The 20,186-nt window shown below is 50.8% G+C and carries 22 protein-coding genes and 1 tRNA gene; 18 read left to right on the top strand and 5 right to left on the bottom strand.

All coding sequences use genetic code 11. The features are described from left to right. Positions 1-36: 36 nt before the first annotated feature. Genes NLML1_RS03900 through NLML1_RS03890 form a run of 3 tightly spaced genes read right to left on the bottom strand, consistent with a single transcriptional unit; the run spans position 37 to position 2,454 of the window. Positions 37-1,416, bottom strand: coding sequence for a dihydrolipoyl dehydrogenase family protein (locus tag NLML1_RS03900; protein WP_285441479.1), 1,380 nt, complete (start codon positions 1,414-1,416; stop codon positions 37-39). 7 nt (positions 1,417-1,423) lie between these two features. Continuing rightward, positions 1,424-1,723, bottom strand: a complete 300-nt coding sequence (locus NLML1_RS03895; protein WP_285441478.1) for a hypothetical protein — start codon at positions 1,721-1,723, stop codon at positions 1,424-1,426. Then, on the bottom strand, positions 1,723-2,454 hold the full coding sequence (locus NLML1_RS03890) for a hypothetical protein (RefSeq protein WP_285441477.1): 732 nt from the start codon (positions 2,452-2,454) through the stop codon (positions 1,723-1,725). The genes NLML1_RS03895 and NLML1_RS03890 overlap by 1 nt, the downstream gene beginning before the upstream one ends. Before the next feature lie 164 nt (positions 2,455-2,618). Here NLML1_RS03890 and NLML1_RS03885 point away from each other — a divergent pair, with 164 nt between their 5' ends. The 3 genes from NLML1_RS03885 to NLML1_RS03875 all read left to right on the top strand — a co-directional run bounded on the left by NLML1_RS03885 (position 2,619) and on the right by NLML1_RS03875 (position 3,432). Beyond that, positions 2,619-2,777, top strand: coding sequence for a hypothetical protein (locus tag NLML1_RS03885; protein ID WP_162420973.1), 159 nt, complete (start codon positions 2,619-2,621; stop codon positions 2,775-2,777). Positions 2,778-2,894: 117 nt separating this feature from the next. Beyond that, a tRNA-Met gene (locus NLML1_RS03880) sits at positions 2,895-2,971 on the top strand. Positions 2,972-3,111: 140 nt separating this feature from the next. Continuing rightward, entirely contained in the window at positions 3,112-3,432 is a 321-nt protein-coding gene (locus NLML1_RS03875; protein ID WP_285441476.1) for a hypothetical protein, read from the top strand. A gap of 5 nt (positions 3,433-3,437) precedes the next feature. Here NLML1_RS03875 and NLML1_RS03870 read toward each other — a convergent pair whose 3' ends face one another. Both NLML1_RS03870 and NLML1_RS03865 read right to left on the bottom strand, forming a co-directional pair. Then, positions 3,438-3,944 (bottom strand): GDSL-type esterase/lipase family protein, encoded by a 507-nt coding sequence (locus NLML1_RS03870; RefSeq protein WP_285441475.1) that lies wholly within the window; start codon positions 3,942-3,944, stop codon positions 3,438-3,440. Further along, positions 3,907-4,083: an SGNH/GDSL hydrolase family protein gene (locus NLML1_RS03865; protein ID WP_285441474.1), complete on the bottom strand. Its 177-nt coding sequence runs from the start codon at positions 4,081-4,083 to the stop codon at positions 3,907-3,909. The genes NLML1_RS03870 and NLML1_RS03865 overlap by 38 nt, the downstream gene beginning before the upstream one ends. A 48-nt stretch (positions 4,084-4,131) precedes the next feature. Here NLML1_RS03865 and tilS point away from each other — a divergent pair, with 48 nt between their 5' ends. The 15 genes from tilS to NLML1_RS03790 all read left to right on the top strand — a co-directional run bounded on the left by tilS (position 4,132) and on the right by NLML1_RS03790 (position 20,082). After that, positions 4,132-4,977, top strand: coding sequence for a tRNA lysidine(34) synthetase TilS (tilS, locus tag NLML1_RS03860; protein WP_285441473.1), 846 nt, complete (start codon positions 4,132-4,134; stop codon positions 4,975-4,977). Positions 4,978-5,004: 27 nt separating this feature from the next. Further along, positions 5,005-6,873, top strand: a complete 1,869-nt coding sequence (ftsH, locus tag NLML1_RS03855; protein ID WP_285441472.1) for an ATP-dependent zinc metalloprotease FtsH — start codon at positions 5,005-5,007, stop codon at positions 6,871-6,873. Positions 6,874-6,879: 6 nt separating this feature from the next. Then, positions 6,880-8,541: a murein biosynthesis integral membrane protein MurJ gene (gene murJ / locus NLML1_RS03850; RefSeq protein WP_285441471.1), complete on the top strand. Its 1,662-nt coding sequence runs from the start codon at positions 6,880-6,882 to the stop codon at positions 8,539-8,541. Beyond that, the gene (locus NLML1_RS03845; protein WP_285441470.1) at positions 8,541-9,530 is read left to right on the top strand and encodes a GTP-binding protein; all 990 of its coding nucleotides are present in this window, start codon (positions 8,541-8,543) and stop codon (positions 9,528-9,530) included. Before murJ ends, NLML1_RS03845 begins: the two co-directional genes overlap by 1 nt. Continuing rightward, a complete protein-coding gene (locus NLML1_RS03840) occupies positions 9,512-10,192 on the top strand; it encodes a YdcF family protein (protein ID WP_285441469.1) in 681 nt (226 codons plus the stop codon). The genes NLML1_RS03845 and NLML1_RS03840 overlap by 19 nt, the downstream gene beginning before the upstream one ends. 47 nt (positions 10,193-10,239) lie before the next feature. Next, the gene (locus NLML1_RS03835) at positions 10,240-10,380 is read left to right on the top strand and encodes a hypothetical protein (protein WP_285441468.1); all 141 of its coding nucleotides are present in this window, start codon (positions 10,240-10,242) and stop codon (positions 10,378-10,380) included. Between the two features lie 4 nt (positions 10,381-10,384). Further along, a complete protein-coding gene (locus NLML1_RS03830) occupies positions 10,385-11,032 on the top strand; it encodes a hypothetical protein (RefSeq protein ID WP_285441467.1) in 648 nt (215 codons plus the stop codon). A gap of 238 nt (positions 11,033-11,270) precedes the next feature. Then, a complete protein-coding gene (locus tag NLML1_RS03825; protein ID WP_285441466.1) occupies positions 11,271-12,143 on the top strand; it encodes a hypothetical protein in 873 nt (290 codons plus the stop codon). Positions 12,144-12,679: 536 nt separating this feature from the next. After that, the gene (locus NLML1_RS03820) at positions 12,680-13,669 is read left to right on the top strand and encodes an Acg family FMN-binding oxidoreductase (protein ID WP_285441465.1); all 990 of its coding nucleotides are present in this window, start codon (positions 12,680-12,682) and stop codon (positions 13,667-13,669) included. A 178-nt stretch (positions 13,670-13,847) separates the two neighbouring features. Continuing rightward, the gene (locus tag NLML1_RS03815) at positions 13,848-15,551 is read left to right on the top strand and encodes a helix-turn-helix domain-containing protein (protein ID WP_285441464.1); all 1,704 of its coding nucleotides are present in this window, start codon (positions 13,848-13,850) and stop codon (positions 15,549-15,551) included. A 46-nt stretch (positions 15,552-15,597) separates the two neighbouring features. Then, the gene (locus NLML1_RS03810; RefSeq protein WP_285441463.1) at positions 15,598-16,374 is read left to right on the top strand and encodes a hypothetical protein; all 777 of its coding nucleotides are present in this window, start codon (positions 15,598-15,600) and stop codon (positions 16,372-16,374) included. Positions 16,375-16,407: 33 nt separating this feature from the next. Beyond that, a complete protein-coding gene (locus tag NLML1_RS03805) occupies positions 16,408-18,012 on the top strand; it encodes a hypothetical protein (RefSeq protein ID WP_285441462.1) in 1,605 nt (534 codons plus the stop codon). A gap of 50 nt (positions 18,013-18,062) precedes the next feature. Beyond that, positions 18,063-19,025, top strand: a complete 963-nt coding sequence (locus NLML1_RS03800; protein WP_285441461.1) for an elongation factor 4 family protein — start codon at positions 18,063-18,065, stop codon at positions 19,023-19,025. A gap of 87 nt (positions 19,026-19,112) precedes the next feature. Next, entirely contained in the window at positions 19,113-19,628 is a 516-nt protein-coding gene (locus tag NLML1_RS03795) for a ParB N-terminal domain-containing protein (protein WP_285441460.1), read from the top strand. Next, positions 19,615-20,082 (top strand): 5' nucleotidase, NT5C type, encoded by a 468-nt coding sequence (locus NLML1_RS03790; protein ID WP_285441459.1) that lies wholly within the window; start codon positions 19,615-19,617, stop codon positions 20,080-20,082. Before NLML1_RS03795 ends, NLML1_RS03790 begins: the two co-directional genes overlap by 14 nt. The last annotated feature ends 104 nt before the right edge of the window (positions 20,083-20,186 follow it).

The following is a 20,186-nucleotide window of genomic DNA, read 5'->3' as shown; positions in this document are numbered from 1 at the left end:
CAGAAGTTTCATGGAAACGTAAAATCTCGGGAGCGCCTAATCAGCTGCCAATTTCCCCGCCGCAATGCGCACGGCCTCTGACCAGGCAACGAAGCAGTTTGGTGTGCTCATCAGTTGTTTGGCGGTCAGGCCGTGGCGGATGGCGAGGCTGAGGCCGGTCATCAAGTCGCTAGCGCCCGGTGCAACGATGGTGGCGCCGAGCAGGACGCCTTTTTTGTCGCTGATCAATTTGACGAACCCACTGCGTCGGTCGGTGATGTTGCTGCGAGCGGTCAAGGTCAGTGGCGCAAGGGCAATACTTACTTTCAAATCGCGGCGCAGACAGTCGTCCTCGTCCAGTCCCGTCCGGGCTATCTGCGGGTCGGTGAAAGCGATCGTCAAGCGCGGCGTATCGTCAAGTGCAATAAAATTACGGTGTAACAGGTTGTGTGCAGCGGTGCGGCTATGGCTGAGGATGGTGTGTGTCTGCGCCTGAAGGTCGACGACACTACCGGCCGCAAAGATGTGTCGCGCCGAAGTTTGCATCGCTTCGCTGACTTGAATGCCATGTTCGGTATATGCCACGCCCGCATTTTCTAGGCCAATGTCGGTCGTCGGTAGGCGGTCGTCGGCGATGAGGATTTCATCAACACGCACTGAATGCTGCTGGCCGCCACGAGCGTAGGTGACGCGCTTTGCGATGCCGTCTTTCTGGACAGCGACCAGCTTTGTCTGAGTGAGGATGTTCATGCCACGTTGTGCCTTGGCATCAGCGGCGATCAGCTCGCCAACTTCTTGGTCAAACTCAGGCAAGATACGCCCAGCGGTCTCAGCGACATATACCTTGCTGCCAAAGGTCGAGAACAAATACGCCAGCTCCATCGCTGTCGTGCCAGAGCCGACAACGAACAGTGTTTTGGGCGGGCGTTTGAGCGAGAGGATGGTTTGCGGCGTGTGATGGGCCACTTCGTCGAGGCCCGGGATGTGATCATCGCGCCAGGTTGAGCCGCTAGCGATCAGGAATTTGCGCGCTGATAAGTGGCGGCGATTGACGGTGATCTCGTTGGGACTGAGAAAGTGGGCGCTGCCGGTAAAGACGCTGATGCCTTGTTTTTCGTAGTAACTGCGGTTGCCGCCGGTGCCGGTGCGCTTGATGGCGGTGTCTTTCCAGGCGAGCAGCGACGGATAATTATAGCCAACTGTGCTGGTGCGCAGGCCGAACTTGGCCGCTGTTTTGGCCTCGTGATAGACGTCAGCGGTATAGAGTAGGGCGCCAGTCGGAATGTCGCCCCAGTTTGGGGATTCGCCGCCAAAGGTACCGCGCTCAATGATGGCGACTTTCTTGCCAGCGCGCGCCAAGACAGTTGCGGCTGGTGAACCGCCAGCGCCGCTGCCGATAACAATTACATCATAGTCAAAAGTTGGTTTTTGTGCCATGTGCCCCCTACATGATCGTCTTATGGTGTTGATAAACAAATGCTGCGTCGGTGTGTAGTTTCTGCAGTAGCTGCGCCGCGCGGTGTCGGATGTCGTTTGTGGTAATTTCTGGTCGGGTCTCGCACCAACTCATCACGCCGAGGGTGACTGACTTGGCGATGTCATCGGCTTGGCCTTCGGGTGTGCGGATACTCAGGCAGGTCGCCATGATAGAGTGGTGGAGTTTTGTCGGATCAAACTCTTCGCTCGGTCGTTTACCACGCTTGACAACATCGATAGCTGGTCGGTTTGCATGCTTGCTTGACATTAAAAACCCCCGTAGCTGACGATGCCGAGCACTCGATCAACGAACAAAAAGCCACCCAAGATAATCAAGCTGCCGCCGGCTGCGAATTGCAAGAAACGTTTATGCGCCATCCGCCACTGTTGCAGATGGGCGAGGGAATGGCCGCTGCCGACCAACACTAAGACGACGACCAGTGATAGCAGTGATATGACGACGTAAAGGGCAATGGCGATGAGCCGCCACTCGGTTGATGGTAGTAGGATCGTCGCCAGCCCCGCCGCCGCCATTGGCCCGATGATGAACAGTAATTCGGCCACTACGCTCGCCATCCCGAGGCTAAAGGCCTCGGCGCTGTGACGCGTCGCTTTTGAGCGCTTTGATAGGTAGGTCGCGAAGCTGCGCGGCAGCCACAAGGCTGTGCCCTCACCCCGCCGGTAGTACACCGCCCAAGTCGCCACGCCCAGCCCAATCATCAGTCCGCAGATGATGGCCGCGATGAGTTGCTCGACCTGAGCAGCGTGATGAATGACCAGCGACAGATAGTAGACGATCGCTGATACCAAGAGCACGGTCAATACGAACACTCCACACACAAACCCATTCATCAGTCGCAACACTTTCCGGCGGGCGGTTTGCTTGCCGAGGGAATGGCCACTGAGCAAGGTCAAGACGCTGACGCTGAGCTGAAAACTAGCGTGGATCAGTGCCGAGAAGGCGACGATGGCGAGTGATGAAATGATAGCCGGGGTCATGTTTGTGTAAAATCCTCTCCCTCCAGTTTATCACAAGCGGTTTGCCGAGGGAAGACGATAGGTGATGTCGAGCGAGTGATTGTGTGAGCTGTCATACTATTGCACTTATGTCAAATCTGTGCTATAGTAAAGCCACGGTTTAACAAACACAGAAAGGCGACAATATGGATATCACTGAGCACGAGCTTGGGCAATTTTTAGACGCGGTCAATAACGACCAGCTGCGGACATGGCAGCGCCGGCGGACGTGCGAGGAGCTACGTTCGTTGGTGATGCGGCGACTGGAACTGCTGGACGAAGAAGGCGTGGAGCTGGTGGCCTAGTCGCCGGGGGCGAAACTTGCCTGGCCTTATTTGATGAGCAGTTGAGGCCCCGCCTGATGAGTAGGTTCTCGAGGCGGTTGAGATTTTGCGCCTCGTTTGGTACAATTGGTGACGTGTGGCACCGTAGCTCAGCTGGTTAGAGCGCAGGACTCATAAGCCTGAGGTCGGTGGTTCGGGTCCACCCGGTGCTACCAGAACTGTTTTTTATCCGCGGTCTGTATGGGCCGCGGTATTTTAATGTAGTGTGTGAGGAACATATTACCCTCCTTGTTGCAAGAGTTGACGATAGGATGATATACTTGTGAAAATAATATTGAGGAGGATACAGATAGCTATGAGCGAGATACCACTAACTACACCAAGGAAGGAATTACCGCCTCAGGGACGTGAGGAATGGGATGCTCTACGAGAGGTTAGAGTTTCGCCGGAAGAGGCTAAAATTATTAGCAAAGTGGCAGAGTATATTCTACGTCGTGCCAGTGATGCCGGTATGGAAAAAGCTGATTTTTTCAAAAACCCAGCCTTTAAGGGGTTAACAGAGAAACAAATTTCCTCAGCACTGGAGACTGCGGCGACACCTATTTTTGAGGTTGGTGATCGAGTTTATTGGTTGGGGCCCAGCGAAATCGAAGACATCAAACTAACTGACGTTTGAGTATTCTATGCTATTTCGTGTATCATCTGGGCGATTGCTCGGGCAAATCGCTCGTGACCTGCTGCTGTCCAGTGCAACCCGTCTACACCGGCCTCGGCATATGTGTTGGCGTCGAAAAACGCAACACCATGCTTGGCGGCATAAGTTCGGATTTTTTCAGGCAGTGCAGTTAGTGTCGCCACGGCTGTATCATCAAAGTGCCACGCCGATCGCGGTACGATTGCCTCGTTGAACAGCCCAGTAGGGTCTGGAATGAGCGGCGCAACCAGCAGCGGTGTGACGTCTGATTCGTGACAATACGTGACGTAGCGCGCCAGTGCCGTCACGATCGCCTCAACTGGTCGCTGGTGGCAAATCTGGGCATCGTTTGTTCCCAGCATGATGATGGCGATGTCGGGCTGATGACTGGCCAGGCACGGCGGAAAGTACATCCAGCCATTTCTCGACGGCTTGGCTGGGTTAGGATGATCAAGGTCAGTCCGGCCGACCGCCCAGCCCCTCCTCAATGACATAATATTGGCGTGTCTCATCCGCTAGCAGCGCCCCCAGTCGCCGTGGCCAGCGCACTGACTCGTCATATCGCGCGTTCGTATCGGGCCGCTGCCCAAAGGTGTTGGAATCACCAAAGCAGAGGATGGTTGTCTTGTGCATAGTGATTATTGTATCACGTAACTTTGCGCTGTGTGTCATAATATCCTCATGAGGCGACTGATTGCGGTATCGGGTGGAGTGGACAGTGTGGTGCTCCTCGACAGTGTAGTACGGCATGGGCAGGATGAGATAGCAGTGGCTCACTTTGATCATGGAATTCGGGCAGAATCGGCGGCTGATGCGCGGTTTGTGGCGGGGCTGGCGCGCCGGTATAAGGTGCCATATGTTACGAGGCGTGAGGAGTTAGGCGCGACAGCCAGTGAGGATACGGCACGTCAGCGGCGGTATCAATTTCTCTTTGACGCGGCGGCACGGTGGGGTGGACGGGTGACGACGGCCCATCACCAGGATGACGTGATTGAGACGATAGCGCTCAATCTGCAGCGTGGTACGCGCTGGCGGGGTTTGGCGGTGATGGGTGATCAGCGGATCGAGCGGCCGCTATTGGAATGGACGAAGCACGACATATATGACTACGCGCTGCGCCACCGGCTGGAATGGGTAGAGGACGCGACGAATCAATCAGACGCTTATCTACGTAATCAGCTGCGCCGACAGCTGCAAGCGAAATTGACCGACGAGCAGCGCGCAATACTTGGTCAGTTATGGCGCCAGCAGTGGCAGCTACACCGAGCAATTGACCGAGAGACATTGCGGCTGTCACCACGCCTCAGTAGTCGTTATTTTTGGACGCATATTCCGATTGAGCCAGCGTGTGAGCTACTCCACCGAGAGGTGCAGCGACTGACTGGTGTGTCGCTGCTCTCAGCACAGCTGGATCGACTGCTGATCGCCATCAAAACTGGCCGCGCAGGAACGGTGTGGCAGCCGGCCGGCGGTGTGCGGGTGAAATTATCCGTAGAAAGTGTTACAATAAAACGAGTGACTCGCTAGGACGAAAGAGAAAGGATTATGTGACGTATGGCAGGAAAGACGCCAAAGAATACTAAGAAAGGGGTCGGGCAGGTTGCTCGACTGGGGTTGTTTTGGGCAATCATTGTGTTTCTTGGGCTGGCAGTGTACGCGGCGCTGTCACCAAATAGCAATTTGAAGAATGTGGCGTTGACTGACGTAGTGCGCCGGGCAAATGCTGGAGAAATTGCCAAGATCGATATCCAGGGCAACGATCTGAAAATTACCCCCAAAGGCCAAAAACAGCCGACCGAGAAATCAGTCAAGGAATCCGGTAGTACGATTTATGAGCAAGGTTTGAACAAAGACGCCAAGGTTGAGATCAATGTTCTGCCGCCATCGCAAACCGGTGAGGTGCTGTGGAGTCTGACGGTGACGATCGTGCCGGTGGTGATCATCGTGATATTCTTCATGTTCATGATGCGCCAGGCGCAGGGGCAGAATAATCAAGCGATGGGCTTTGGTAAGTCAAAGGCACGGCTGTATGGCGAGGATAAAGAGAAAATTGTGTTTGAGGATATTGCTGGCAATGATAACGCCAAGCAGGATTTGCAAGAGGTTGTCGATTTCCTGAAGCACCCGAAAAAATACAAGGAGCTGGGTGCTAAGATTCCGAAGGGCGTCTTGCTAGTCGGTAATCCGGGTACCGGTAAAACTATGCTGGCACGGGCAGTGGCTGGTGAGGCAGGCGTGCCGTTCTTCTCGATTTCTGGTTCGGAGTTTGTGGAGATGTTCGTCGGCGTTGGGGCCAGCCGGGTGCGCGATCTCTTTTCTAAAGCTAAGAAAAATGCGCCGTGCATCATCTTTATCGACGAGATTGACGCGGTGGGCCGCAAGCGCGGCTCGGGTATGGGTGGCGGACACGATGAGCGCGAGCAGACCTTGAACCAGATTCTAGTGGAGATGGATGGCTTTGACGGCGACACTAATGTGATCGTGCTAGCGGCGACCAACCGAGCGGACGTGCTGGACCCAGCATTGCTGCGGCCGGGTCGGTTTGATCGGCGAGTGACAATTACCCTGCCGGAGCGCAAAGACCGCGAGGCGATTCTGAAAGTTCATTTCAAGAAAAAGCCAACCGACGAGACAGTTGACCTCGATAAATTGGCCGCCAAGACAGCTGGCTCATCGGGGGCGGATCTCGCTAATATCGCCAATGAAGCAGCAATTATCGCTGCACGCCGTAACAAGAAGAAAATTACCAACGAGGAGTTGACCGAGGCGTTCGAGCGGGTGGCTATCGGCCCAGAGCGCAAAGCCAAGGTGATGAACGACCATGAGAAGGAATTGACGGCGTATCATGAAGCTGGCCACGCCATCGTCGGTCATGTCTTGCCGGACTCCGACCCAGTTCACAAAGTGACGATCATTCCGCGCGGCGGCACCGGCGGTGTCACCTGGTTCTTGCCGCCAGAGGATAAGAGCTACACTAATGTTTATGAGTTCAAGGATATCTTGGCTCGGGCCATGGGCGGCCGAATTGCCGAGCAAATTATTTACGGTGATGATGGTATCACCACCGGTGCTGGCTCAGACCTGCGTAAAGCCACCGAGATTGCCCGTGATATGATCATCGAGCAGGGTATGGGTAAGGGCCTACGCGACCAAGTATTTCACGAAGACAACGGCGGGCTGATGTTTGATAAGATGACTCGCGAGCGGCCGTACTCGGATGAGACTGCTAAACTGATCGATCAGGAAGTGTCGCAGCTGATCACCGAGGCCAAACAACGGGCAATGCTGGTGCTCAAAGCCAATCGTCCGTTCCTCGATAAATTGGCTGAGGCGCTGCTCAAAGATGAGACATTAGAAGAAGCGGCGGTGGACGAGATTCTTTCGGGGACGAAACTGCCAAAGGAAGCAAAACTGCACGCATAAATTGGTATGGGGCGCGTTCGTAATGTTGTCAACAAGATCAATCAGCGGCTGACAGTCAAGTTAGCCGCCACGATTTTAGCGAGCTCGATGTTGCTGTCAAGCTTGCTGGGGCTGCTGCGCGATCGCTTTTTGAATGCGGCGTATTTTCCCAACGAGAAGGCTCACTTGGCTGGCTATCCAGTCGGGCTGGACGCCTATACGGCGGCGTTCATGGTGCCGGATTTCATGTTTGCGATTTTGGTGTCGGGGGCGCTGAGCGTTACCTTCATACCGGTATTTAACGAGCGCTGGATCAAGGGCAACAAGCAATCAGCCTGGCAAATTAGTTCGAGCATGATCAATCTCATGGCGCTGGTGACGCTGGTGACGAGCGTTCTAATCATCATTTTTGCTGATCCGCTGATGAAATATCTGATCGCGCCGGGGCTAAGCGAGGCTGGTCACGCATTGGCGGTCAGTATGATGCGAGTGATCGCGGTAAATCCGCTGATCTTTGCGGTGGCAGCGGTGATTGCTAGCATCCAGCAAGCGGTCGGTCGCTTCACCTTCTATGCGCTGGCGCCGATGCTGTACAATGTCGGGATTATCATCGGTACGTTGTGGTTCACCAACGGCATCAACCTGTTCGGCTGGCAAATTTTTGACGGCGGCATTATGGGCGTGGCGCTTGGCGTGGTGCTCGGATCGGTGCTGCAGCTCATCGTCAGTGCGGTCGGGCTAATCGGACTCGGTTTTGATTATGATTTCAAGATTTATTGGCGCAATCGCGGCTTTCGTAAAGTTTTGTCGCTGCTGCCGGCGCGCTCGATTGATCAGGGAATGGATTATGTGGTCAGCCTAGCCGAAGTTAACTTGGCGTCGCGGATGGGTGATGGTATTATTCGTCGTTATAATCAAGCATTGACACTACACATGATGCCGATCAACCTCATCGGCGTTGCTATTTCCAACGCTGCCTTTCCGCAGCTAACTGAACGCCTCGCCTCGGAGCGTCCGGATCTATTTCGTAGAGATCTGCGGTCATTCCTCAGGACGGTGATTTGGATGATTATCCCGATTTGTGTGGTGACGTTTTTCGCGCGTGGCTACGTGGTGCACTTTATCAATAATAACGGCGATCCGGTTATGGCGAACATTCTCGGTTGTCTGGTAATGGCAATTTTATTCAGGACGGTGTATCACATGGTGGCGCGCGGATTTTATGCACAGCAGGATACCAAGACACCGATGTATGTGTCGATTTTTGCGATTGTGTTGAATGTGGCGCTGGCCGTGATACTTGGCTACTATGCGAAGCTTGGCCCGTATGGCCTGGCATGGGCGCAGTCAATTGTCGCCTTTGTTGAGGTGGTGATTTTGTGCGTCATTTTAGGTCGGCGCATGCCACAGCTGTTTGACGCGACGTTTGTCAAAGCGGTCGCCAAGATGGCGTTAGCCGCGGTGCCACTAGCAGTGGCGTGCTACGTCAGCGTGTTAGTAATTCCGTTCCGGGCCTCAGACGATAGCTTTTTGGGGGCGCTGCCCAAGTTTGGGGCGATTACGATTTTCAATTTTGTCGTGTATGGCGCGCTGTCCAAGTGGCTAAAGTTGCCAGAGATCGACCCGGTCTTGGCGCGAATGAAACGTCTGCTGTTTTCGCGATTTGATATGAGTAAGTTGAGGCGCTGATGAAACCGCTGACCAGTATTCGTAATTTTTGCATCATTGCCCACATCGACCACGGCAAGTCGACGCTGGCGGATAGGATGATGGAGATGACGGGGACGGTGGAGAAGCGCGAGATGAAGTCGCAGCTGCTGGATAGTATGGATTTGGAACGTGAGAAGGGGATTACGATTAAGCTCGCGCCGGTGCGGATGAAGTATCACTACCGCCAGCCAGCGGCAATCACTTCCTCTCAATCGAATGTCGCAGGCAACGCCAGCGACAGGGCTATCGATTCATCGGAAGGATTGCCACTAGCTGGGTCTTACGACCTTAACCTCATCGACACACCTGGCCATGTCGATTTTAGCTATGAGGTGTCGCGTAGTTTGCAGGCCTGCGAAGGGGCGGTATTGGTGGTTGACGCTAGCCAGGGTATTCAGGCGCAGACGCTGGCGAATGTGTACTTGGCGATGGAGCAGGATTTGATAATTATCCCAGCGCTGAACAAAGTTGATTTGCCGGCTGCCGATGTGCCACGGGTGTCCAAGCAGGTGATTAATCTGCTGGGCTGCGATGAAAGCGAGATTATTCATATTTCCGCCAAAACCGGGCAGAATGTCGATCAAGTTTTGGCGGCGATCGTTGAGCGAATCCCGGCGCCGACTTCGCCACTGGCGGTCGAGCATCCTGATGTTGCGTTGGCTGATCTCCCAACTCGGGCGCTAATTTTTGATAGTTATTATGATGATTATCGCGGCGTGATTTTGTACGTGCGGCTGGTGGATGGTCAGATCAAAAAGGGTGAAGCGATTCATATGATGGCGACCAGTGCGAATGGGTTGGCATTGGAGGTTGGCCATCTCAGTCCCGGTATGATCCCCGACCCGTCGCTGGACACTGGCGAAATTGGCTACATCGTCACCAACCTGAAAACCACCCGTGAAGCGCGGGTGGGCGATACGGTGACGTTGAAGAAACCAAGAGCGTATACATGCCGCGTAGCCAGCTAACCCTCACCGATCAAGACTGGCATCACCTCCAGGTATTGTGGGAGTATCTTTGCGTTGAGAGTCGGCTGCCGGCGCGGGCGGATGCTATCGTGATCGGCGGTGCGGGAGCTATGATCGATAGTGCCGAGCGAGCGGCCGAGTTATATCATGCGGGCATTAGCTCATGGATTGTGGTGTCGGGATTTGCTAATCCCTATCATGGGGCGACAGAAACCGAAGCGACACTGCTGGGGCGACGACTCCAACGTTTGGCGGTGCCGAAATCGGCAATCCTGTTTGAACACCAAGCCGCTAATACCGGCGAAAATATCACTCGTTCGGCTCAGTTGCTGGCGGGGGCGGCGATTCAGGCTGAGGATATCATTTTAATCCATAAACCGTATATGACGCGTCGATTTTTGGCAACCGCCGAGGCTCAGTGGCCGCACCCGCGGCCGCGACTGTATGTGACTAGTCAGCCGACAACAGTAGAGGCATATTATCAGTTATATGAGGTAACCTATGGCAGTGCCGCCATGATGTTGACGTTGATGCTAGGCGATTATGAGCGAATAAAGAGCTATCCCGATAAGGGATTTTCAACGCCGCAGCCACCATCCACCTCGGCGGACACGGCTTGGCGGGCGCTCGTAGCGCGCGGTTTTTTGCCGAAGGCGCAGTGAGTTAAGAGTGAGTTGTCATTATTTATAAAATAAAATACTATAGCATTATGTATGGAGCAATTGGGGTGACTGAATATTCCGGAAAGGAAACACCGCTACCCGGCTACATCGTCACCAACCTAAAAACCACCCGTGAAGCGCGGGTGGGCGATACGGTGACGCTAAAGAAATATATGACGAAGGAGTGAGAGGGTGGTAAAACAAAGTAGTCGGCATATTTCGTATATCGGTAATATTATATGGCTGATGAGCTTTGGTTTGCTTGCCACGGCTTGCATTAGTATCGCAGTGTCACTGCCGATACCCTCAGCAAACGCTCCAGGTGTGCTAGCGTGGGTGCAGCAACATCAGGTCGTCTTGCAGGCGGCAGGTGAAATGCTAGCATGTGGAGCGTCGATATTGTTAGCTGTCGTCGTGGTTTTGTACTCTAAACTGAGGGGGCGATATCCTGTTGGCATGGGTATCGTGCTTGCTCTAGGTATCGTTGTGGCAATTGGTGCATTTCATGCGATGATGGCGCTCGGACGCCTCGTTTATCCGGTGAATGGATTGCCGATTACTCCAGAAATAAGTGTATTATCTGCGAGTCAACTGTTCGCAGGACTGCACTGGATGGCACTGGCGTTGGCTGCATTTGTTACTGCGGCAGGGATCATTACGAAATCTTGGATAGTTATATTAACGAGCGTGTGTGTTGCATTTCTAAAGATGGTCGGTACATACTATGCAGGTGAAGTCTCGGTACCGCTGACGGTGGTGTCGGAGGTGGTATTGTTTGGCTGGTCTATTGTGATGGTGGTGTGGCAGTTGAGTAAATTAGTGATAAGGAGTAAGCCATGAATCCACAAACAATTGGCCTAACTGAATTGCAAAAGCACCCCGCGGATACGTGTTGCGAAAAGGGCTGGGATAAAGTTTGGTCAATGTGGTCAGGTGGCCCATTTGACAAAAAGTAAGTGCTATACCATAATTAAGTTTACTATGATGCTAGCAGGTTTTTGTATGGGCTTTCTCAGTTTTAAGATCCAGAAGGATTGGCGGCGTGTCATCTAGCGAGGCGCTTGTTCTACCAGAAAGAATGGCGCAATATGTTGATGCCGGTCGATTGCGCGATAATTTTCATAACCATCCGGAGAGTCAGAGAGATTTATCAGAGGGTGAGCAGTTAGCTGTTCGGGAGATACGAGCACGTCTTGAGCGATTGCCACTTTTGCACTATACTAACTCAGGTGATTTCCCTGGGCGGTTCATGGAGATGGGGATACTGTCGAGCAGTCAGTTATCAGGCCGTAGAACTAATACATACAGGCTTGATTGCCACTTTGGTCTTGACCAGTTCGTATTTTCGAGCCTTTATCCGAGCAATGCCTGTTACTATGGCGCAAAAATGGTATTTATAGATCCACGGCTAAAAACAATCGACACCATGCTCGTCACGCCTCGTGACTTAAACGATACGGTGCCTACTGCCAAAACCGACCCAAATAACCTCAGTAAAGAAGATTGTAGAAAAATTGACGAGTATTTCGACTCGATGATGTTTGGGGCGGATTGGCTCGATATTCTTGCTCGTCAAGCGCTGGATTCATTTGTAGAGGAGATGCGGACATCTAGAGATAAGGGGGGAGAGGGTGTCGAAATGGCTCTTCTGCCACTAGGTTTTGATTTTTGCTATGGGGAGTGGAAGCATTATGGAGCAATTGATCCAGGAAATATTGTTGATACATATGATTGCTCTTTTCCTATATTGGAATATCCATGTGCCAACGATGATGTCATAAGCATGGCATGGCTACCGCATGGTTTTGTGTTCAGCAAGTACCGTCTACTAGATAAGAGCGCTGTGCCCAGCACGTGGCATGGTGTGCTTTCAAACTACGATATTGAAGGCGTAGACGTTAAGGATCTGCGTCAGTTTTGGAGGCATATTGGCGAGCTGGCGCTCTCATAAGTAATTTGTCGGTGAACCGTGATAATGTAAGCTATGGCGTGGCCTGATCGCTGAAAGAGAGTTGTAAAGCTTGCGGCCAACTAAGCTTTGCTTGACAATAATAGCTTATTTTTGTGTAGTCGGTGCTGTCGTATAATATCAGAAAGAAGGGATATGAAAAAGGCAGGATTATTTATGGTAGGTATCGTGATGGCTATTGTGCTGTCTTTTGGATGACAATGGTGAAGTCAAGTACGACACACGCAAATCCAGCAAACTATAGCAGAATATACAGGTCACGGGGCCGGTGTAAGATAGCCAGGACAAAGATGAACCGGTATACGGCGGTGATCCTTGGCTTTTCTCCCCTCGTCGTTGCTAGCTTCGGACGGGGGGTTTTTGTTTCCCCCGGTGCTGATAAGGTTTTCAAAGCGCTGAGCCTTGGCAGTGCGGATAGTAGAGAGTATCTTGGTCATAGGGGCTTTTATTTGACACCATTTTTTTGGTAAGTATACTGGGTTCAACAGTAACAATATGAGAGGGTATTTGAGAAGATTATGACGAAGAAAACAGGAAACATTATATCATTAGACGATTTTAAGTTTCTAGTTAAGCAGGCAGTCAAAGCACCGTCAGGGCACAATATTCAGCCTTGGAAATTCCGTCGCGACGGGTCAGTGGTGGAAATTCATCCTGATTTTGACAGGAAGCTACCAGTAGTCGACCCTGACAACAGGGAGCTATTCGTGAGTCTGGGCTGTGCGGCTGAGAACCTCTGCTTGGCAGCGCAAACTAAGGGCTATAAATCTACCGTTTCGGTTGGTGATACGGGAGATATCGCAGTTACACTCACGGAAGGAGCGGACGTCAAGTCCAGTCCACTGTTTGAGCAGATAGATTTACGGCAGACCAATCGTAGTATTTATACTGGCGAGGAAATCGCGCTAGATGCGCTAAAGAGACTGCAGGCGATTCGCGGTGAAGATGGAGTGTCGGTTCATTACTATGCGCGTCAAACTAAACAGTTTAATGATATTGAACAATACGTTCTTCGGGGGAATACGCATCAAATGCAAAATGAGGCGTTTAAGGCTGAATTGAAAAGCTGGATGCGATTTAACAAAAAACATCAAGATCAAACACTTGATGGGCTGAGCTATGCCGTGTTTGGTGCGCCTAATGTGCCGCGCTGGATGGCTGAGCCAATCATGGCGATGGCTATCAATGCTAAGACGCAGAATAAGGCTGATCGCGAAAAGATAGCATCGGCTTCTCATCTGGTTCTTTTTACGACAAGAGAAAATAGTCGGCGCGAATGGGTGAACTTGGGTCGGACGCTGCAGCGTTTCTTGCTGACTGCCACGGAGCTTGGGATCGCTCATGCCTATCTAAATCAGCCGAACGAGCAGCCAGAAATTGCCGCAGAAATGGCAAAAACTCTTGATCTTGATGGGGAATATCCAACTATTTTGCTGCGCATTGGCTATGGCAAGCAGCAGGCCTATTCCAAACGTCGACCTGTTGAGGACGTTATTATAGAGGATTGAGTGCCCTCACTGACCCGATAATCCACCAATGAGAACTAAATTTTCAATTTGATAAAGACATCAGTGTGTTGTTATGGGGTTTAGTAAAGAATATGTGACCGGATTAAGGCGATTAGTTGTAATTGAGAGGAAGAGCTCATCATTTACAATAATAGTATAAAATGCTATAATATTGCACATGGAGCGACTCGGTAGTATTGATCATGGCAAGGACTTTGCAAGCAGCGTAGAGGAAATTATTAATCAACCGTTGACGGTTGAAAATGTCGATACCTACGCTGAGGATGCCTTGGATAAATTGATCCAGCTGGTTGATGAGATGGTGCAGGCATACAAGCACCAGCTGACGATTTGGCTAGACAGTTCTGCTGAAAGTGAGAATGCGGCGTTTGCTTACTACGGTGTGGAGGAAATCGGCGGGCTGCTCGACCATATTGCCGACAAAGCGGAGCAGCTCATGGCTATTGATACGGCTATTGGCCAGATTGAATCGACTGGCAATGTCTTTGTGCCACCCGATGATAGGTCCGGACCTGACGCCGGTATGTCCGAGACGCCCCACCGTGAGTGGATTACTCGCCAACCACGGCTGAAAATACTGCTGTTCATATTGGCAAATGAATTTGGTATTGAGCCGAGCGGCGAAGCATTACAGATTCGTCGTGGGGAAGTGGGGACAGTGATGATGCGCCAGGAGCCATACCATGAGGTAACTATCCCACCACTCGAGCGGACGGTACTGATTTGTGACGCCTACGGCAACGGTACCTTTGTATTTGATACAACGCGGCTGCCAGAAGAAGAGCGTGCAAAGCTGACTGCATATACGAAAACACAGCTTATGGAGGTGATGGCACAGTATCCGGGCTGTGGTGCGATGGTGCGTTGTGATGATTACTTTGTTCCACACTTAGTGGGGGCATTAGCAGATGATCTGCGGCAACCAGTTGAGATGGGTAGGCAACGTCAAGGTAATTATTTGAGCCCTCGTCGAATGATTGAGGCAATGGGGGGCCTGACGATCAATGGGCTAGCAGATAAGCTCGGTGTGAAGTATCGTGTCATTGCGACCATTGCCACCCGGTTGGAGCGGGATGGCTGCTTGGGGGAGGTAGCCAAGCGGGATTGGTGTGGTAAGCAGAAACCAGTTTTTACTAGAGAGCAGGCCGAATTGATAGAAGAAGTACTTAAGCAAAAAGGTATGTTTAATCTACCGCCACCAGAAGGGTATCTGACGCTCAAAGCTCTCGCCAATGTTCTGGGTGTAAGTGATATGACGATAGCAAAGATAGCGAGGAGTCTTAAAGAAGACGGTATCCTGTCCGAGGGTTCATGGCATCGTTCTCCTCAGGTTCGTGAGTTTTTTAGTCCAGAGCAGCAAGCGGTGATCATAGAAAAAGCACATGACAGGGGATTGTTTGCGCCTCCACCCCCGGAGGGATGTATTATGGTAAGTGCAGCAATGAAGCGCTTTGGGGTGTGTCGAAAGACAATTAAAAATGCCATGCACTCATTGGGCTTGCAACCTTCAATCTATAGGTTTTCTTGTCAAAAGGGTCGGGTAAAAATTTGTGAAGGCCTTTCGCGGGAGCAAGTAGAGGCTATAAGTGACTATTTCTTGAAAAGAGGCTATATGCGCCCAGCTCCCGAAGGCTATCTAGCAACGTCAGACCTTATGAACGCTTTGCACTGTGGATCACCAGCGTTTCAGAAGGCGATTAAGGTTTTGAATGAGGTTGATCCTGACTTCGGGGAACCACTGGCATGTCGTGGCAGAAGGGCGAATGGTGTGAATAGCTCAATAGGTTACTTTTACAGCCCCGAGCAACAGGCGAAGATTGCTGAGACGCTTAAGAAAATTCGCCAGGGTGCGGCCCGCTGACATAGTATATTGACAAATAATTAAGAAAGTAGTAAAATGCCAGTCAATGATGATTGATAAATATCGGGAGACACCTGACAGACCCACTCTTGATCCGACCCTAGAAGGTGAGCTTCGCAAAGACTATATTTCCGCTGACAAGATGGGTCAGGTTGTAGCGAAACTTCGAGAAGAAGCACCCGACGCGTTCGATGTAGCCGGACAAATGGCGGAAGCTCTCCGTATATCTTTGAATGAGTACGAAGATCCAAAGGAGGGCTGGAAGTCTCAGGAACGAAGTGACAGAATATTTGCAGTTTTTGACGTCATGACTGAGCATGCTACTCCAGAGGAGTTGGAGCAACTACTCGCAAGTGATATCTTTACTAGGCTAGGTAGTGAATGGCGGGATGGCAACCTGGAGATACTAGTCAAGAGGTATAGCCGCCTGGGGGATGTATACGGTTCAAAAAATCCGGCTGACGATACATATAAGCTGAGGTTGCTAACTCGGTATATCCTAGGTAAAACAACAGACTCAGAGGAGGAAGAATCGCCACTGCCGCCTCAGCAAAGTACCACCAAACCTAACTGGTATACTGGTCCGGACAGATATCCGTATCGTTCATATATTATGTCGATACCGGTGGCCGAAAGTAAGATCGTCAACAGTTTGCCTAGTGAAGAAGAGTTATGTCAGTCATCATCTTCATCACCTCGTTGGAGTGAACGATTCGGTCTCGATGGAGCTTGGTACAGTCATCATGATGGGCGGACTAGGCGGGTCGATAACTTTTGCGCTGCACAGCTTGGGCGTCTAGGTGAATGGAAAGCAGCACTGTAGGCCGGCAGATATCCTGACTGGTTTTCGTCCTATGTGATCGATGCTTGTCCAGAACTAGGAGGGTTTAATCCGCAGACCAAAACATTTGATGTTCGCGAAATTGGCAGCAAGAGACTTTTGCCAGAGGTAAATCCTGCGGCGCTTGAGGCGGTATATGAAATTTTGCGGGAATATAGTCCCGATGAACTGGAGGCAGCTAAGTTTGGTGAGCTGTATGGCAGGGAAGTAGCGATCCGAACAGGCCTAGGGCAAGAGCGACGTCGAGAGACTCAAGGGAAGTGGTATGAAATAATTTGTAAGTATAAGGATTCTTCCACGCCCCAAAAAGGTACAGCCGAGGAGGTGCAGGCGTTACTTGAGGGTCAATGTACCGGCTGGTTCCCCGGTGGCTCAGACTCCATTTATGACTTTTTGTATAAGGTTGCACTATCAAGTTACGACTCCTTTGGCCATAGAAATATCACTAAGATGCTTGTATTCACAACCGGTAGATACAATATTCCTCGTATCATGATGTGTCTGGGTGAAGGTGGTGATATAAAAATGATTTTGGGGATTGACGGCGATGACTGTCGAGTTGAGCCATGTATGACAGGTGTACTGCATGAGAGAATCGGTGAATTATCTAAGGGTCAGGATAAATTGGAGACCATACATACAATCGAAAATATTGACGAGATTTGTGCCAAGCAGCAAAAGGGGGAGGATCTGTCTCTGAGGGACATCATGATGCTGTGGTTTGGGGCTGATAGTAGTGTTGGCGAAAGCTATTTTTGGAAAAACGGTGGTATCGCCACTCTGCAATCTGTGCGGGGTGAGCGTAATTTTGTGGAAGACGTGAAAACTATAGTCGATCAAAGGGGTTTGGCTATCGACAAACTAGGTGAACTGATTCTTGATCGCTATATTGATCAGGCGGAGAAGCTTAAAGCATTTTTCTATGATAGGGGTGTATTCTTTACACGAGACAAACGCTATCAAAAGCATTATGGCATAGATCGACTAGATATTTATCGTAACCTCTACGGATATGGTGCTGATAGTAGCTGCATGGATGTCATCAATGGTTTGATAAAAGACGGGAAGGGTGTCGAACTATTCCGTGAATATAAGCGTTTTGCGGAGCCTTTAGTCAAGGAGATGGGCGGTGAGTTTGATGATATGTTTGGAGATGGTAGGCTGGTTGCCGGTGATTCTATGGAGAAAGAAGAATTGTACTGGGGTGTCGAAGCAGATTTTAGTAAGTTGGCGGAAGAGGCGAGGGCGAAGAAGTGTCTACCAGGATTTATTGAGTTTATAAGCCTAGTTAAACCGCCGCTAGGAGAGTTTGATATAAATGAGTTCGTGAGCGACTTGCTGTCTACAGAAGATACTAACATTAAGATTATGCGTCAGCTAGTTGGTCAGTTTAACAACCTAAAACATGTAGGCTTAACAAGCTACAGCGACCAGCTTATCATCTGGCGACTGTGTGAGCTATACGAGCAAATTGAACACTATCAGGACGAGCGTTTGGCAGATGTCTTGTCGAAGCGACATGACGATGAATTTTGGCACGGTATGCCAGGTAGCTTGGGCGAATATGTTAGAGCTATACGGGCAGGAATAATCAGGCCTCCACATGGACCAGTCCGTTGATGCGATCAGTTGAGCAGCTAAACGCTCAACTGATATAATGGTAGGCAGTTATGACTGAAAAAATTACCGTCCAACCGTTGCCTGGCTACAAAGAAGTCAAGCCCTTCGTCTACGCGGGCTTCTTTCCGGTGAGCAATGAAGATTATAATGACCTGAAAGAGGCTATTGAAAAACTAAGTCTCAGCGATTCGGCACTGCAGTTTGAGCCGGAAAATTCGCCAGTGCTAGGCTATGGTGTGCGGATTGGTTTTTTGGGATTGCTTCATATGGACATTATTCGCGAGCGGCTGGAGCGTGAGTATAATCTGGATCTCATCGTCACCAATCCGAGTACGGATTATCAAGTTAGCCTGACTAATGGCGAGGAGCTGGATATCAAATCAGCTAGTGAACTACCCGACCCAGCGCAGATCAAAGAAATTCGCGAGCCGTGGATTGACGGCGAAATTGTGGTGCCGCAGGATTACATTGGTGCAGTGATTCAGCTGATTGTCGCCAAGCGCGGCCGGCAGAAAAATCTCAGCTATATCGATGAGCGGGCGCTGATTTCTTTTACGGCGCCGCTGGCAAATCTGCTGACGGATTTTTATGATCAATTGAAGTCGGTAACTAGCGGCTACGGTTCGTTTAATTATGAGCTGGCGGGCTACCAGCCGGAAGACCTGGTGCGGGTGGATTTTTATGTAGCGGGTGAGATGGTTGATGCGCTGAGCGTGATGTGCCATCGTTCGGAGGCGCCAGGCTTGGGCCGTGAGATCGTCAAAAAACTCAAAGACGTGGTACCGCGCCAGAGCTTTGAGGTGGCACTGCAGGCGGCAATTGGTGGCAGGTTCATTGCCCGCGAAAACATCGGCGCCTACCGCAAAGACGTCACCGGCTATTTGTATGGCGGTGATGTCAGCCGCAAAAAGAAGCTCCTCGCCAAACAGGCTCGCGGCAAAAAACGCATGAAGCGCTTTGGCAAGGTTGATATTCCGAGTGAGGCGTTTACAATAATGTTGAGGAGAGAATAGTGAGGGTAAAAGGATTTAAGTCGCAAGAATGGCTAATTGATAACCTGCATCAGGCTTCGACGTTGGCTGATAAGAATGAGCGCCCTTATGCTGATAAGCAATATTTCAGTTGAGGAAGTTAAAATTAGTGGTCTCAGACCAACCCAATATTACGCAATCGGATCGGGGGTAGAGAATCAATGGTGGTTGCGTAGAGTAACTCTTGAAGCCGGTGAAGACACACTGCGGATGGAGAAAGGGGGAATCATCATAGATGAGAAAAAAGGGGGTGGAGTGATGCTTCCGCCTATCGTTGAAGAATATGAGCATGAGGGCCTACTGCTTGTTGATGGGATGCATCGGACAACATTGGCGAGCTGTTTAGGCATGAAGACCATCCTGGCTGTAGTAGTGAGAGACATTAATCCTAAATTTGCCGTTCTACAGCGTCAATTGCCAAACGAATGGAGCGAAGTGGTCATGTTTCCAACACTTGAAGCTTTAAAGCGTGCTCGCCAGAATGGTTTTGTTCATCGCAGAAAAGGCTATGCACCGAAGAAGAAAAATATAGCATATCGTGATTTTTCATCTTTCACTGGCAGAGGTAAAGATGAACGAAAATAAGAAACCAATTATCTATCTCGATATGGACGGCGTGCTGGTGGACTTTACATCGGCCTTGACGAAGGTTCCGTCTGAGATGCTTGAGAAATTTGCGGGTGAATATGACAATATTCCGGGTGTTTTTGCATTGATGGATCCGATGCCAGGCGCCCTCGAGGCGGTTGATAAGCTGAAGGAAAAGTATGATCTATACATCCTCTCGTCATCGCCATGGGAAAATCCGACGGCGTTGGGTGATAAACTAGCGTGGGTGAAGAAGTATTTTGGCGGTGATGGTCAGGAAAATATTTTCTTTCGCAAAGTTATCTTTTCGTCAGTCAAACAGCTGAGCCGCGGTGATATCTTGATCGATGATCGGACGGCCAGGGGTGCCGCTGAGTTTGTTGGCCGGCACATCCATTTCGGTACTCCGCAGTTTCCGGACTGGCAATCGGTGCTGGATGAGTTGCTCTAGTGGCTGAGCGGTTGGCTGCTTGAAATCACTGAGCATAACCAGTATAATGGTGACAGAATCAATCAGAGGAAGGAGAGTCATATCGACCAGCTGACCGTAATCAT

The sequence above is a fragment of the Candidatus Nanosynbacter lyticus genome (genome assembly GCF_030253515.1).
Classification (GTDB): Bacteria; Patescibacteriota; Saccharimonadia; order Saccharimonadales; family Saccharimonadaceae; genus Nanosynbacter; species Nanosynbacter lyticus_A.
Note: the sequence above shows the minus strand (reverse complement) of the source record. Positions and strands in the feature narration are given on the sequence as shown.